The sequence below is a fragment of the Paenibacillus sp. CAU 1782 genome, from assembly GCF_054551715.1.
In genome coordinates this window covers 149,521-163,100 of record NZ_JBTOLL010000001.1, presented here as the reverse complement: position 1 = coordinate 163,100, position 13,580 = coordinate 149,521, and the positions used below count along the sequence as shown (strand labels likewise).

The 13,580-nt window shown below is 51.5% G+C and carries 13 protein-coding genes; 8 read left to right on the top strand and 5 right to left on the bottom strand.

Annotated features, from left to right (window positions below; genetic code table 11):
• Window positions 1–21 precede the first annotated feature (21 nt).
• The 3 genes from ACX93W_RS00765 (at window position 22) to ACX93W_RS00755 (ending at window position 2,572) form a co-directional block, all read left to right on the top strand.
• Window positions 22–822, top strand: coding sequence for a YitT family protein (locus ACX93W_RS00765; protein ID WP_459391974.1), 801 nt, complete (start codon window positions 22–24; stop codon window positions 820–822).
• A gap of 221 nt (window positions 823–1,043) precedes the next feature.
• Window positions 1,044–1,232: a hypothetical protein gene (locus tag ACX93W_RS00760; protein WP_068680840.1), complete on the top strand. Its 189-nt coding sequence runs from the start codon at window positions 1,044–1,046 to the stop codon at window positions 1,230–1,232.
• Window positions 1,233–1,369: 137 nt separating this feature from the next.
• On the top strand, window positions 1,370–2,572 hold the full coding sequence (locus ACX93W_RS00755) for a putative glycoside hydrolase (RefSeq protein ID WP_459390416.1): 1,203 nt from the start codon (window positions 1,370–1,372) through the stop codon (window positions 2,570–2,572).
• A gap of 71 nt (window positions 2,573–2,643) precedes the next feature.
• Here the strand turns inward: ACX93W_RS00755 and pfkA are convergent, their stop codons facing one another.
• Together pfkA and ACX93W_RS00745 are read right to left on the bottom strand one after the other, a co-directional pair.
• The gene (pfkA, locus tag ACX93W_RS00750; RefSeq protein WP_459390415.1) at window positions 2,644–3,612 is read right to left on the bottom strand and encodes a 6-phosphofructokinase; all 969 of its coding nucleotides are present in this window, start codon (window positions 3,610–3,612) and stop codon (window positions 2,644–2,646) included.
• A 26-nt stretch (window positions 3,613–3,638) separates the two neighbouring features.
• Window positions 3,639–4,667 carry a tetraprenyl-beta-curcumene synthase family protein gene (locus tag ACX93W_RS00745; RefSeq protein WP_459391973.1) on the bottom strand — a complete coding sequence of 343 codons (1,029 nt, stop codon included), beginning with the start codon at window positions 4,665–4,667 and terminating at the stop codon, window positions 3,639–3,641.
• Window positions 4,668–4,907: 240 nt separating this feature from the next.
• Here ACX93W_RS00745 and ACX93W_RS00740 point away from each other — a divergent pair, with 240 nt between their 5' ends.
• From ACX93W_RS00740 to ACX93W_RS00720, 5 genes are all read left to right on the top strand, one after another.
• Window positions 4,908–6,092: an MFS transporter gene (locus ACX93W_RS00740; protein WP_459390414.1), complete on the top strand. Its 1,185-nt coding sequence runs from the start codon at window positions 4,908–4,910 to the stop codon at window positions 6,090–6,092.
• Between the two features lie 225 nt (window positions 6,093–6,317).
• Window positions 6,318–6,551 (top strand): hypothetical protein, encoded by a 234-nt coding sequence (locus tag ACX93W_RS00735; RefSeq protein ID WP_459390413.1) that lies wholly within the window; start codon window positions 6,318–6,320, stop codon window positions 6,549–6,551.
• Window positions 6,552–6,558: 7 nt separating this feature from the next.
• Window positions 6,559–6,741, top strand: a complete 183-nt coding sequence (locus ACX93W_RS00730) for a hypothetical protein (RefSeq protein WP_459390412.1) — start codon at window positions 6,559–6,561, stop codon at window positions 6,739–6,741.
• Window positions 6,742–7,028: 287 nt separating this feature from the next.
• On the top strand, window positions 7,029–8,819 hold the full coding sequence (pepF, locus tag ACX93W_RS00725) for an oligoendopeptidase F (RefSeq protein ID WP_459391972.1): 1,791 nt from the start codon (window positions 7,029–7,031) through the stop codon (window positions 8,817–8,819).
• Between the two features lie 289 nt (window positions 8,820–9,108).
• Window positions 9,109–10,086, top strand: coding sequence for an S-layer homology domain-containing protein (locus ACX93W_RS00720; protein ID WP_459390411.1), 978 nt, complete (start codon window positions 9,109–9,111; stop codon window positions 10,084–10,086).
• A 185-nt stretch (window positions 10,087–10,271) separates the two neighbouring features.
• Here ACX93W_RS00720 and ACX93W_RS00715 read toward each other — a convergent pair whose 3' ends face one another.
• Genes ACX93W_RS00715 through ACX93W_RS00705 form a run of 3 tightly spaced genes read right to left on the bottom strand, consistent with a single transcriptional unit; the run spans window position 10,272 to window position 13,412 of the window.
• The gene (locus tag ACX93W_RS00715) at window positions 10,272–11,147 is read right to left on the bottom strand and encodes a DUF92 domain-containing protein (RefSeq protein ID WP_459390410.1); all 876 of its coding nucleotides are present in this window, start codon (window positions 11,145–11,147) and stop codon (window positions 10,272–10,274) included.
• A 51-nt stretch (window positions 11,148–11,198) separates the two neighbouring features.
• Window positions 11,199–11,969 carry a glycerophosphodiester phosphodiesterase gene (locus ACX93W_RS00710; protein WP_459390409.1) on the bottom strand — a complete coding sequence of 257 codons (771 nt, stop codon included), beginning with the start codon at window positions 11,967–11,969 and terminating at the stop codon, window positions 11,199–11,201.
• A gap of 3 nt (window positions 11,970–11,972) precedes the next feature.
• Window positions 11,973–13,412, bottom strand: coding sequence for a CapA family protein (locus ACX93W_RS00705; RefSeq protein ID WP_459390408.1), 1,440 nt, complete (start codon window positions 13,410–13,412; stop codon window positions 11,973–11,975).
• Window positions 13,413–13,580 lie beyond the last annotated feature (168 nt).

The following is a 13,580-nucleotide window of genomic DNA, read 5'->3' as shown; positions in this document are numbered from 1 at the left end:
GAATTGGCGGCAATTCCGGTTATGACTCTGAGCTCGCTGCTAGTAGCGGGAGGGTTTAATTTCTTTCTGATTCCTCACCAGCTGTTGAGCGGAGGACTTTCCGGCATATCGATGATGATTGGCTATATAACCGGCGGAAATATCGGCTGGCTGTATCTTTTGCTTAATTTACCCGTGCTGCTGTGGGGCTGGTCGATGCTGGGCAAACGTTTTGTCGCGCTCAGCCTGTATTCCGTGCTGGCTGCAACTCTTTTTCTCCAGGTGCTTCCGGTCGTGCGCGCGGCTGACGATATTTTGCTATCGGCTGTATTCGGCGGCATCATAGTGGGGTTTGGCAGCGGGCTGGCAATGCGCCGGGGAGGCTCCTCCGGCGGTTTCGATGTCGTCGCGTCGATCATTACGCGGAGACGAGACTTGCCGATAGGCATGATTCTATTTTTGCTGAATGCCGCCGTTATCGGTTTGCTGGTCGTGTTCACGCGCAATTGGGACTTGGCGCTTTATTCGCTTGTTGCTATATTTTCATCGGGCAAAACAGTGGATTTGATTCATGTCCGGCACATTAAAGTAACCGCCTTTATCGTAACGACCAAAACCGAGGAATTGCTGGGCAAGCTGCTTCCCCACCCCCGCGGCATCACGATTATTAAAACCAAGGGAGCATATTCCTCAACCGACAAGGATATGCTGATGACAGTCCGCACCCGGTATGAGCTGAATGAACTGTGCAAGCAAGTTCGCGCTGTCGATCCCCACGCTTTCATCAATGTTGTGGAGACGGTTGGCGTCGTTGGCGATTTCAAGCGGCAAAGTCCTGCGTAAAAAAGGCGGATCAAAAAGTCTGCTTTCCATTGAAAACCGGGCTTTTTGAACTCTCATGAATATGGACTGGAACGGATTTTGGCGTCATCAGCTTTGTTTTTAGACTCAATCCTGTTATACTGTTATTAAGGTCCCGCTAGCTGTTTCTACTGTTTTCCGGTTTACCCTGCTTACCTCTATTTCGTTCCACATTCGAATGAAAGGGTGATGCTTGAGTGGATATGGAATCGGTCAAACTGTCCCAAATTGTCGAAAGGCTTGCGCCTGAACTTGGCTTATTTCTTACCAGCAAGGAATTGGAGCTCCGCATCGTCCTCCGTGACGGCATTGAGCTGCTGGAGCCCTCCGATGTGATGGAAATCGTGCAGCATAGCATTTGCAACGGTCAGAAAACGGCCTTGCTGCATTAACAGTACGGGAGTAACGAGCATAACGTCTAAGCCAGTCGACCTATCGGCTGGCTTTTTGTTTTCGGGTATAATAAGGGATGAATCCTCAGCGCGGAAAGCATATAATTTGATCAGGACGGACGATGGGAGAGGACATAATGGATATTGTTATGACTGCTTTAATGCTTTTGTACACATTAATTACCGGAAATGGCGACCAAAGCGCCGATGCCAAGCAATTGGCTATTTCCTATCTGAATGCTGCAGCCGGGGAAACCGTCATTCAGCCGGAAACGCCGATTGCCGGAGGAGAGCCCAAAGAAACGGGATCGCCTGCTACAACGATTCTCAAACAAGATCCGCAGCTGGATGCCCCGCCTATCAAAGGTATTTACGTTACGGCTCACAGCGCGGGCGGAGCCCGAATGAAATCATTGCTTTCCCTTGTCGACGGAAGCGATCTCAACAGCATGGTCATCGATATCAAGGATGATAACGGCTATATCACCTACCCTACAACAACGCCGGAGCTGCTGGAGATCGGCACCGCCAAAAAATTCATTCCGGACATCGAGCATTTGATGACGGAGCTGAAAAATCACGATATCTACCCCATCGCCCGAATTGTCGTTTTCAAGGATACCGTTCTTGCGGTCAAAAAACCGGAACTTTCCTTCCTGCAAGCTGACGGGACGATTTGGAAAAACGGACGGGGAGAAAGCTTTGTTAATCCATATCGCCAAGAAGTATGGGATTATAATATCGCGATAGCCAAGGAAGCCGCCAGACTTGGCTTCAAGGAAATCCAGTTCGACTACGTACGTTTTCCCGAAGGATTTGAAACAAGAGCCGATTCGCTTGTTTTCAACAAATCGGACCTCAGCCGCGTAGATGCCGTGGCCGGTTTTGTGCAATATGCGAGAAAGCAATTGGAGCCGCTAGGCGTGCGGATATCCATTGATATTTTTGGTTATGCGGCGTCAGTGCCCGCCGCCGAAGGCATCGGACAGGACTTTGTCAAAATAGCCAACGAAGTACATGTCATTTCGCCCATGATTTATCCCAGCCACTACAGCACAGGCTGGTTTAATCAAAAGACGCCGGATATCCGGCCATACGAAACGATAAAAGGCGCGATGGCGGATACACACGCCAAACTGGAAGAAACCGGCGAGCTCAAGCCGATTGTTCGGCCTTGGATACAAGACTTCACCGCAAGCTGGCTGGGACGGGGCAATTATAAAAAGTATGGGAAAGAAGAAGTGGAAGCCCAGATCAGGGCGTTAACGGAAGCGGGCGTCAACGAATATCTGCTCTGGAACGCGGGAAACAAATATACGCCTGACGTGGATTACAATTAAAAAAACGGGCATCGGCCAGTCCTCTCCAGGACGCGCCGATGCCCGTTTTTTTACTGCCTGCGGATTAATTTCTATTGAGACAAACGGAGAGCCAGATCGTACATCTCCATGTCGAATGGCTTTTTGGTGTTTACCACGGTGTCAATATCCGTCATGACCAGTTCGCCTTTAATGACGCCGCAGGATTTGCCGGATTCGCCGGCGATCAGCTGTCTTACAGCAAAGTCGCCCAGCTTGCTTGCCAAAATGCGGTCTGCCGCAGTTGGCGTGCCGCCGCGTTGGATATGGCCCAAAACGGTAACGCGCGCGTCGATGCCGCTAATTTCCGTAATTTTTTGGGACACTTCTTCGCCTTTTGCCGCGCCTTCCGCCACCACGATGATACTATGGCGTTTGCCTTTGGCAAAATTGTTTTTCATCCGCTCAGCCACTTCATTCAAATCAAAAGGAACTTCAGGAACCAGAATGGTTTCCGCTCCGCTGGCAAGGCCGGCATGCAGAGCGATATCGCCGCAATGGCGGCCCATTACTTCAACGATCGAGGAGCGCTCATGAGAGGACATGGTGTCACGGATTTTGTTAATGGCATCCACAACGATGCTGACAGCTGTATCGAAACCAATCGTGAAATCCGTAAAAGGAATATCGTTGTCAATCGTACCTGGCAGACCCATCGTTTTGATGCCGAGCTTGCTCAGCTTGTTCGCGCCTTGGTAAGAGCCGTCTCCGCCGATAACGACCAAGCCGTCAATGCCGCGGGCACGCAAAATATCGGCGCCGCGCTGCTGGCCTTCCGCCGTCGTAAACTCCTTGCAGCGAGCCGTTTGCAGAATTGTGCCTCCGCGCTGAATAATATCGCCTACGCTGCGCAGGTCCATTTCGCGCAAATCGTCGTTCAACAAACCTTGATAACCTCTTTGCACGCCATAAACTTTGATACCATGAAAAAGTGCGCTGCGCACTACTGCGCGAACCGCGGCGTTCATGCCTTGGGAATCTCCACCACTGGTCAATACTGCGATCGATTTAACTGCAGACATACAAATTCCTCCACACCTATAGAATATTAAGCCTGCTGTTTTCTGATCCAGTTGCTGTTGATCAGAAAAAACAAGCGGGTAAGCGGACTGTTTTTCATCAGCTGGCGCGACACCTCGCGCACGTCGCTTTGACTGCGCACTTTGGGGTCGGACAGATAAAGCGCCAGCAAACCTTCGATGATCAGCCGGTGAAAACGGGATCCCGGCAAACGTTTGACATCGTCCCGAGCCCGGTTGACGATCAGGCTGATCCGTTCCACCAGCAATCTTTTGCTATCGTAATAATTGCAAAAATTCAGATCGCCGCCTAACTGATCCTCTTCCTGGTCAATCAGGTAATCAAGCAAAATATGCAAGCCGCATACATGTGGGAAATAAATTTGACGAATTGCTCCTGCGTCCTTTAATGACAGCTTCTCTTGACTTGCCGCCAGAAACAGCATAAACATTCCCAGCGTCGAGCCGGTCGCCGCCGCAAATTCATTCCACTGCAAGCCGGGATAATTGCCGCGGTGCTTCTCCCACCAGGACAAAAGCTGAGGCTCGCGCATGTCATGCTTAATATGCTTGTACACTTGCAGGTCGCCGTACAAGGCAACCAATTCTTTCACATGTTCTTTTACATTGTCATAGGAAGGCAGCAGGGACGCATTATTCTGGCATGTTTTGACCAGATGATGCAGATAACCCCCGTCATCGCTTTCGTCCCGGAGCGAATAATAATCCTTCAGCTCCGCCGTAGGCTCAACCGCGTCCAGCATGGACTGGTGCAGCAGCCGAAAATCATCGGGATCAAGCGACGTGCTGCGGTCGCACAAATTATCCAAATAATCGCTGATGGTTTGAAGCGCCACGATTAGCGGAATCAAAACATGGCGATATTCCAGGTTGGCCGCCGCATAAACGCCGCCGCCCTGACAGTGGAATTTTTTGTCGTTCATACTGTTGATAGCCTGCGTTCTAAGCTCGGGATCGGGAATGCCTTCCGCCAGCGTTCTAAGCTTGGCAAGCTCCGCCTCCACCTCAGGCAGCACAAACCGGTATACGCGGTGCATCAGCTTGATTGGCCCCTTCGGAACACCGCGTCCTGATAAAGTCGTTAATCTCACACATGCACCTCCCGTGGAAGTCGTCTCCAATCCTCCACACAATAATGTACCATTTCAAATCGCAATAATCCAGCCACAAATCCATGTCTTGCATGTTATACTTATTGATAAATTGTAAATACGCCCAAAATTGCCGTGAAAACGAACCGTCATCGTTTTGACAGATTGCGAGTGAACATCAGACCCATGAACCAGCATGAATCAACGTCCGCAGCCCTTTCAAACAATGCACGAAAAGAAATATCCGTGCTTCGGGCTTTTAGCTTTTCCGCCTATTCGATACAAGCGTTGGTCGTTTCCTTTATTCCGCTTTATTTCCTGTCCAAAGGCATTAGCGAGCAAGGCATCGGACTCATTTATTCCACCGGACTATTCGTCTCCATCTTCGCCAATTTGTTGACGGGGCTGGCAAGCGACAGGCTTCGGACCATCCGTAAAATATTAACGGCGCTTCTGCTGGGCCAGCTGCTTGCGATGGGCGCCTTGTTTTCGCTGGAAAACTTTGCTTTAGTTTGCGCTACGATGGCCTTGTTCTATTTTTGCCAGACACCTATCAACCCGCTTAGCGACAGCCTCATCCTGTTATCCAGCCAGCATACCGGCACGCCCTATGCGCTCATTCGGATATTCGGCTCGCTCGGCTTTGCCGTCAGCGCTTTCTTCATCGGGCTTCTGCTGAAGGAAATCGGTACGGAGTGGACAATAGTGGTCGCCATCTGCACCATTTCCATATCCCTGCTGTTAAGCCTGTTTCTGAAGGATTACCAAGGCAAGGCTTCCAATATTCAGTTTTCCGGCTTTTTCAAGCTGCTCCGGCAAAAGAGCGTCATTCTCTTTTTTGGCCTTGTGTTGCTGGTATCTATCTCGCACAGGATGTACGAGAGCTTTCTTGCCGTAACGCTGCGGCATATCGGGGCTAGCGATTCCCAAATCGGGCTTGCGCTGCTGGTATCAGCCGTCAGCGAAATACCCGTGCTGTTTCTGCTCGGGAAATACGGACATAAGTTCCGCGAGCTGCCGCTTCTCGTTTTCGCTTCCCTCATGTACGCGCTGAGATTATGGCTGCTGAGCGAAATTGATGACCCGCGCTGGCTGGTGCTGACCCAGGCCATGCACAGTATTTCCTTCGGCGTCTATTTTGCCACGGCTCTACGTTATATTTCTCACTTGATCCCCGACGAATACCGATCTTCGGGACAAGCCGTATATACCATAATATGGACGGGGATTGCCGGCATCATCAGCGGGGTACTGGGCGGATTGATCTACGAGCAGCTTGGAAAAGCCGTATTTTATCAAATCGCAACCGGAATCGCCCTATTGGCGGGAATCGGCTTTTTTCTTTATTCGTTGCGGCGAAACCGGAGTTAGCTTTTCTTAGGTCATATGGTATGAAACCTTTGCCGTTTATGCAGTGAGATGTGTCACAATAATGAGATAAGCTGACTTCGTAAGGGGAAGCAGACTTTTTGAACAACTCCCTCATGCGCATATTCAAAAAGTTTGCTTTTCAGTGCCCAGCATTGATTACGGATGCTATTATAGCTATGATGGTAACAATACCCTATATTAAACACGCAAAAGGTGGCATAGCCCATGTTCAAGAAGCATCAAATTTACAAGGTAGACAAATACAACATGTTAACCGTCGAGGTTAAAGGAAAAACGCTGGTGCTGACGGAAATCTCCGATCAGTGGGGAGAAGAATCCCACATCTTCGTCAGCCGCCAGGAAATGCTGCATTGGGCGCGAAGCCGCTTCCGCGCCGAAGACTACGTTGGCCGGGAGCAGGAGCTTGAAGACATTATGACTGCCTTCAAGGAGGTTTAATCCCATTATGAATGAAGCAACCTCCTCCCTCATTTTTATTGTTTTGGCTTTTTCGCTAGGCGCGATTCTCGTCATGAAACGCGATACCTTGCCTCCGCGCCTGAAGCGCGGGCTTGCCCTATCGGCTATCGCAATGGTCGCGTTCGCCTTTTTCATCATCGTATACTCCTTCTACCGAATGGGTAGTTAAGCCGGAGGCGCAGCCTCCGCAGCCTCTGGCGCCATACATAAATCCACTCTTGCCTGGACACAATACCGACAAAACTGTGTTCAGGGGGAATCAGGATGAAATGGATTTCGCTGCTGCTTGCTCTTGCCATGCTGCCGGGATCCCCGTGGAGCCAAAATCTCCATGGCGACGCTAGGCGCGGAGCCGATAAAAGCGCTGGCCAGGCCGCTGCGACGGCGACAGCCGGCGCAAATACGCAATTGTTTAATGAACAGCAACACAACCATTTTAAAAGGAGGAATAATGGAATGAGCCAAGTACCTAAACGTTCCGAAACGGCGGCCGAACACCGCTGGAAGCTGGAGGATCTGTTTCAAAACCAAAATGATTGGGATAAGGAATACGCAGCCGCCAAGGCATTGAACAAAGAAATCGCCCAATTCCAGGGCAAGCTTGACGATCCTGGACAAATCAAAGCGTGTTTTGAAAAAGAGGATGAGCTTTCGCTGCATGTCGAGCGGCTGTATGTTTATGCCAACATGAGGCACCACGAGGACACGGCTGAGCCCGAGTTCCAGGCATTGTCGGACAAGGCCAAAAAGCTGAACGTGGAAACCGGCGAAGCCACCTCCTTCATTATGCCCGAGGTTCTGGCTCTGCCAGTGGAAAAGCTGGATGCTTACATCAACGATCCTTCTCTTTCTCTCTACCGCCACACGCTGGAGGAAATGAAGCGGCAAAAAGCCCATATCCTCTCCAAAAACGAAGAAGCGCTGCTGGCGCAAGTTGGCAATGTAAGCTCGGCCCCAGGCACGATTTTTGGAATGCTCAATAATGCGGACCTTAAATTTCCAAAAGTAAAAAATGAAAACGGCGAAGAAGTAGAATTGTCCCACGGCCGTTACATTCAGTTTATGGAGTGCAAAAACCGCGATGTGCGCCAAAGCGCCTTTACCGCAATGTACGATACATACGGCAAGCTGAAAAACACGCTTGCTTCAACTTTGAATGCCAACATCACCAAAAATATCTTTTACGCCAAAGCTCGCAAATATGACTCCGCGCTGGGCATGTCGCTTTACGGCGACAATATTCCGACGGAAGTCTACACCAATTTAATCGGCACGATTCACGAGCATTTGCCTCTGATGCACCGGTATATGGAGCTGCGCAAAAAGCTGCTTGGCGTGGATGAGCTTCATATGTACGATTTGTTTGCGCCGCTTGTTGAGGAGTTCGACATGGAGATCAGCTACGAGCAGGCAAAGGGCATCATCAGCGAAAGCCTGAAGCCGCTGGGCGAAGACTATCTCAAAGTGCTGCAAGATGGCTTCGACAACAGCTGGATCGACGTTTACGAAAACGAAGGCAAGCGCAGCGGCGCCTATAGCTGGGGCGCATTTGGCACGCACCCTTACGTGCTGCTCAACCATAAGGATAACCTGAACAGCATGTTTACCCTGACGCACGAGATGGGCCATGCGCTTCATTCCTACTATTCCGATACAACACAGCCGTACCGCGACGCGCAATACACCATTTTCCTGGCGGAGGTCGCTTCCACGCTGAACGAAGCGCTGCTCATGGATTATTTGCTGAACAAATCCACTGATCCCAAGGAAAAAATGTATTTGCTGACTTATTACGCAGATCAATTCCGCACCACGGTATTCCGTCAAACCATGTTTGCCGAATTCGAAAAAATCGTGCATGAGCGCGCCGAAGCAGGCGAATCGCTGACGCCGCAGGAATTGAGCAAAATCTACTATGACCTGAACGTCAAATATTACGGCCCGGGTATGGTGGTTGACAAGGATATCGAAATGGAGTGGGCTCGCATCCCCCATTTCTACACGAGCTTTTATGTGTACAAATATGCAACCGGCTTTTCGGCGGCAACCAGCTTCTCCAAGCAAATATTGGAGGAAGGCGCACCGGCCGTGGAACGTTATCTCGGCTTCCTGAAAAGCGGCGGCAGCGACTTCTCCATCAACATTCTTAAAAAAGCCGGCGTAGACATGAGCTCGCCGGAGCCGATCCGTCAAGCGATGAGCGTGTTCGAAGATCTGATTGAACAAATGGAACAACTGGCGAAGTAACATGGCTGGCGTTCTAGTGAAGCAAAACCTCCTGAGATCAACCGCAGGAGGTTTTTGCCTTTGTTGGCATCATGACTCTGAGTAGGCCATGTCATTAATTGTCTAATCTTTTTGTTGACCCTCTGTCGTCGTATAGCTCATGTAGTCTCTGCATAACATCGTTTTTTGCCCCGTATCTTCGACGATATAAAACTTAAAGTAATTTATGTATGTATTGTGCAACATTTCCTTATTTGATGCGTCCAATACTAGGTGAGCAGTATATAAAAACAAAAATGTGGGGGTTTACATGAAACGAACCGTTTTGGTACTCATCATTGCTTGTTTGTTTTTGGCGCCTAGCCAACTATTTGCCGATTCACCCCAGTTTACCGATGTAAAAGCCAATCAATGGTTTGCGACTCCGATTGCTTGGGCTGTTGAAAACAAAATTGTCGTTGGGTTTCCCGACGGCTCCTTCCGGCCCAATGCCCCGGTGACCGAGGAGCAATTTCTCATTATGCTGTCGCGGGCTGCCAAAACCGGACTTGAGCCTTACGAAGATGCCAAACAGCGGAATATGCCGATTTATTACAAGCTGAACCTTCCGCTGGACCGCAACGAAACGGCTGTCTATCTAGCCGCTAATCTGGGATTCAAGCATGAGAAGGATTTGGTTTCCGAATCCGTAGCTTTTCTGTACGAGCATCAAATCGCACGGGGCTTAAGCAGCTCGGGACAGACTGATTTATCGCAATACGGAGGCACAAAACAGCTCACAAGAGCCGAAGCGGTTACGCTGCTTCAGCGCGCAACGGAGGCATCCCTGACCTTTGGCGCCAAACTTGATCAGCAACCGGAAGTCCAATACCCTAAATCCGTCATTTTTAACGGGGAGGCGCCAACGCAATTTATAAAAGCCATTTCCAATTTGCCCGCTTTTGAAGGCCTTCGTTTGGATACTGGCCATTATGATGCTACATTTGCAACGGTTGCCATTCTTGAAGATCCAGTTTCTCTAATTGATTCAAGCGCCTTTATACTGGCAACCTCCAAGGACAACCCATACGTCACAGTATTCCTTCGGAATGTCAATGAAGTGACAATCGCCGCAGCTAAGGCTGTGCTGGCCCAATATGTCGGCCAATCGGAAGCGGAAGAGCTGCTGAATAAACATCTGGAGGTCAGAGATTCGAAAGCTGCAAACTCCTCCTATGAGTTTGAGTCAAGCTCCAACTACACAGTTCGTTATACCACGGGTAATATTACTATCCATCAGGGCAGCTAATGCGTAAAAACTTTCTGTTTCACGTCCAAACGAAGCGGCTTCAGCCCGTCGTTATTCCGATTTAACTTCAATCGTAAATGCCCAAGCCTTGAAAAAAACCGACCTGGACCAGGTCGGTTTTTAAGTAAGTCCATCATAACGTGCTTGTTGTTTTGGTGTAAAATGCACCAAAAAGAGCCGTGCCGCTACAGCAGCCATAAACCCAGCAGCCAGGCGAGCACGCCTGCAAAGACCGACGACAGAAGATTCACCCTGTCGTTGGTCAACGCGGCAAAGCCGCGTACATGGCGCGCCGCCGTGCCGCAATGCTCGGCGCGCTCCGTTTCGCTGCCGCACACCGTGCAGCGATACATGGCCTGGCCGGTCGCGCCGAGCCATGAGTCGGCGAAGGCTCCCGCCAGGCCGGCCGCGGCAGCCACGGCGATCAGCAGAGCCGCCGAGGGGTACGCGGCCACGCCCGTGCCCGCAGCGGCGAAGCCTAGCGCTGCGGGCAGCGGGTTCAGCAGCAGCGCGGCCGCTACGCCGATACATGCGGCGCCGCAAAGCGCGGCTGCGGTGCCCAGCGGCGATACTCCGCCGCTGGTGCCCGGGGCCACGATTTTGCCGCTAACTATGGAGCGCGGAGCGGAACGGCTGAGCGCGCCGATTTCGGTGGCCCAGGTATCGCCGGTGACGGCAGCCATAACGCCGATATACGCGAATAACCAGCCCTCATGAGGCCAAATCGCATGCAGACCGCACAGCAGCAGCCCTATGCCGCCGTTAGCCCAGACCTGCCCGGCATCGCGCCTTCCCGTTTTGGCATAGCCCGCTTCGGCTGACGCCTTTGCCCGCGATTTTTTCTTCCACTTCGACCATAGCGACGAGGAGACAAAAAAAACAATCAGCAAGCCAAACCATATCGGCTTGCCCAACGTTACAAATCCCGCCCCCATTGCGGCTGCCGACAAAGCTCCGGAAAGCGATAGCGATCTCAGCTTGTAAGCGGCAAAAGCGATTGTCCCTCCCCCAAGCAGTCCCAGCAATAACCGAATCCACCATTCCTCTACGATACCTACCATTGTGCGTTCACCGACCCTTGCTTCCATTGCTTCATCATTGTTGAAACGGATTCACCGGAAAGGAAGGCCCAGCCATCCCATTAGGTGGCGAGGCGGCATATTCAAGGCTTCCCGCCAGCGTTCCGGGTAATTGGTGCAAAGCAGCAGACCTGAATCCAGGGCCATCAGTTTGGCAAGGTTTCGCTTGTCGTTGACGGTCCATGCCATGCATTGAATACCTGCCGCATTTAACAACTCCATCCGCTGCCGGTTTAACCGGGAATAGCCGATAGACAAAAAATCGGCGCCAAGTCCTCTCAGTTCTTCTACGAGCGTAGGACGCCAGGCATCCACTATCAGCCCGGTACGAATGCCGGCATTCAGCTTACGGGCTTTATACAGCGTGCCGGCATGAAAAGAAGTCAACACGACTTGCTCCTCCATACCAAAAGCAGCAATGCGCTCCAGCGCCTTTTCCTCCAGTGCAGGGTAGCGGATGCCGTCGGTTTTCAGCTCCACGTTCAGCATACACTTCCCCTTAGCCTCCCGCAAAACATCATCCAGTCTAGGCACTTGCTCCCCTTTGAAGGCCCGCGAAAACCATGAACCCGCATCCAGCGACGATAGCTCGGATGCGCTCCAACTTCTGACCTCTCCCCTGCCATTTGTCGTTCTTCGGAGATTATAGTCGTGGATGACCATCGGAACGCCGTCTTTTGACAGTTGGACATCGATTTCGATCCACTTGATATCCGGAGCGTCGATCGCCAGTTTAATTGCTGCCATTGTATTTTCCGGCGCGCGGCCCGACCAGCCCCGATGCGCAACGCACGGATTTTTCATGACTTAATCATCCTCTCCCTGCCTGTTCTGCCCGCTAATTTTCCCGCTGCTGTCCAGGGATGCGCCATAGGAAATCGAGGTTAGGCGCCGCAGCAGCGTCTCAGCCTCTTCCCCCGTCATCGGAGTCGGTTGCCCCACCGTAACCTTCATCGGATTAAAGGTCAAGCTGCATTCGCCATCCTTGCTGCACAAAGCGTCCAGCACGCCCGTTTCGGCTAATTGATCTTTGGGATAAGCCGTAAACACAAAATTGCCCAAACTGTAGGCAATCCATTTCCCTTTATACATCTCGAAGCCCTGCAGGACATGGGGATGGCTTCCGACGATGAGATCCGCTCCGGCATCGATATAAGCTTTGGCCAAGCTTTTTTGACTGTCGACGGGCTTATCCATGCCGTCTTTGCCCCAATGCACCATCACGACAACAATATCCGCAGCTTCTTTGGCGCTTTTGATCGCCGCCGTCGCTCTGGTTGTGTCATAGGTTTCGGCAATGCCCGGCGTATTCCGGTCCGCCTTAAGCGACGACAGGGGAATGACGTGGCTTAAGCCGATATAAGCGACCTTGATCCCCTTCGTTTCTATGATATGCGGGGCAAATGCCTCTTTATCGTTGTTGCCCGTGCCCATATGCCCTAAGCCGGCCTCGTCCAGATGTTTGATCGTATCCAGCAAACCTTCGACGCCTTGGTCCATAGCATGATTTGTCGCCAGGCTTAAAACATCAAAGCCTGCATCGCGCAGAGCGGGCAGCGCATCAGGCGAACCTTTGTAAACATAGGGCTGATTCTGAATTGGCGTACCGCGTTTCGTTACGGGCATCTCCAGGTTTCCAGCCATAATATCCGGCTCGCTAAGATAGAGCAAAGCCTGCCGGTAAGGGTAATCGTAACCTTGCTGCTCCATAAGCGCCGTCAAATATTCGCCTGGAAGCACATCGCCGACAAAAGACAGGCTGACGGCATCCCCGGGTTCTACCCCAGCTTGCCCTGATCCCGCCGAGTAACCATCCGGCGTAGTGCCGCTCGCATCATCAGAACCGGAATCGATCCCTGCGTCATCCGTACCCTCTCCACTGCCATTTGCGGCTCCCTCCTCGCCGCCGGCAGCTTCTGTGCCAGCACCTTCGCCATTTTCTGTATCGGCGTCAGTGTTTTGCTCCTCCCCGCTGCCGGCATCCGTGTCCGAAACACCGCCGGAACCTCCGCCCAGGTCGGTATTGGAGCTGTTTGGACGTTGGCCTCCGTCAACCGTGATGGAAGACTCCGTACCGTCGTCAAAAGGCAGCAGCCCGCTTAGCTTTCCGCCGCTCAGCGCAATGCCCGCGCCAAGCAAAACAATGAAAGCTCCGCCTGTTATCAGACTCAGGCTGAACCTTTTTTGCCGTTTTCTTTTTCTTCTCCTCTTCTCCTGCTGAAAGCTATCCGATCGGGACAATGTCATGAAGGACTCCTTTATGAATATGACCTTTTGCTGTCATGTTGAACACTCACTATTATTATATCGTCTTACACACCTCGTTGCGAGACTGCTATTTTTTTCACAGCCATAGTGGCTGGGCAAAATCATACCCCAAAAGCAAACATCCTCCTCCCCGATTGGAGAGAAGGA

Coding starts and splice junctions, on each gene's coding strand:
- ACX93W_RS00765 (WP_459391974.1), top strand. CDS start 22: ATGACTCTGAGCTCGCTGCTAGTAGCGGGAGGGTTTAATTTCTTTCTG.
- ACX93W_RS00760 (WP_068680840.1), top strand. CDS start 1,044: ATGGAATCGGTCAAACTGTCCCAAATTGTCGAAAGGCTTGCGCCTGAA.
- ACX93W_RS00755 (WP_459390416.1), top strand. CDS start 1,370: ATGGATATTGTTATGACTGCTTTAATGCTTTTGTACACATTAATTACC.
- pfkA (WP_459390415.1), bottom strand. CDS start 3,612: ATGTCTGCAGTTAAATCGATCGCAGTATTGACCAGTGGTGGAGATTCC.
- ACX93W_RS00745 (WP_459391973.1), bottom strand. CDS start 4,667: ATGCACCGCGTATACCGGTTTGTGCTGCCTGAGGTGGAGGCGGAGCTT.
- ACX93W_RS00740 (WP_459390414.1), top strand. CDS start 4,908: ATGAACCAGCATGAATCAACGTCCGCAGCCCTTTCAAACAATGCACGA.
- ACX93W_RS00735 (WP_459390413.1), top strand. CDS start 6,318: ATGTTCAAGAAGCATCAAATTTACAAGGTAGACAAATACAACATGTTA.
- ACX93W_RS00730 (WP_459390412.1), top strand. CDS start 6,559: ATGAATGAAGCAACCTCCTCCCTCATTTTTATTGTTTTGGCTTTTTCG.
- pepF (WP_459391972.1), top strand. CDS start 7,029: ATGAGCCAAGTACCTAAACGTTCCGAAACGGCGGCCGAACACCGCTGG.
- ACX93W_RS00720 (WP_459390411.1), top strand. CDS start 9,109: ATGAAACGAACCGTTTTGGTACTCATCATTGCTTGTTTGTTTTTGGCG.
- ACX93W_RS00715 (WP_459390410.1), bottom strand. CDS start 11,147: ATGGTAGGTATCGTAGAGGAATGGTGGATTCGGTTATTGCTGGGACTG.
- ACX93W_RS00710 (WP_459390409.1), bottom strand. CDS start 11,969: ATGAAAAATCCGTGCGTTGCGCATCGGGGCTGGTCGGGCCGCGCGCCG.
- ACX93W_RS00705 (WP_459390408.1), bottom strand. CDS start 13,412: ATGACATTGTCCCGATCGGATAGCTTTCAGCAGGAGAAGAGGAGAAGA.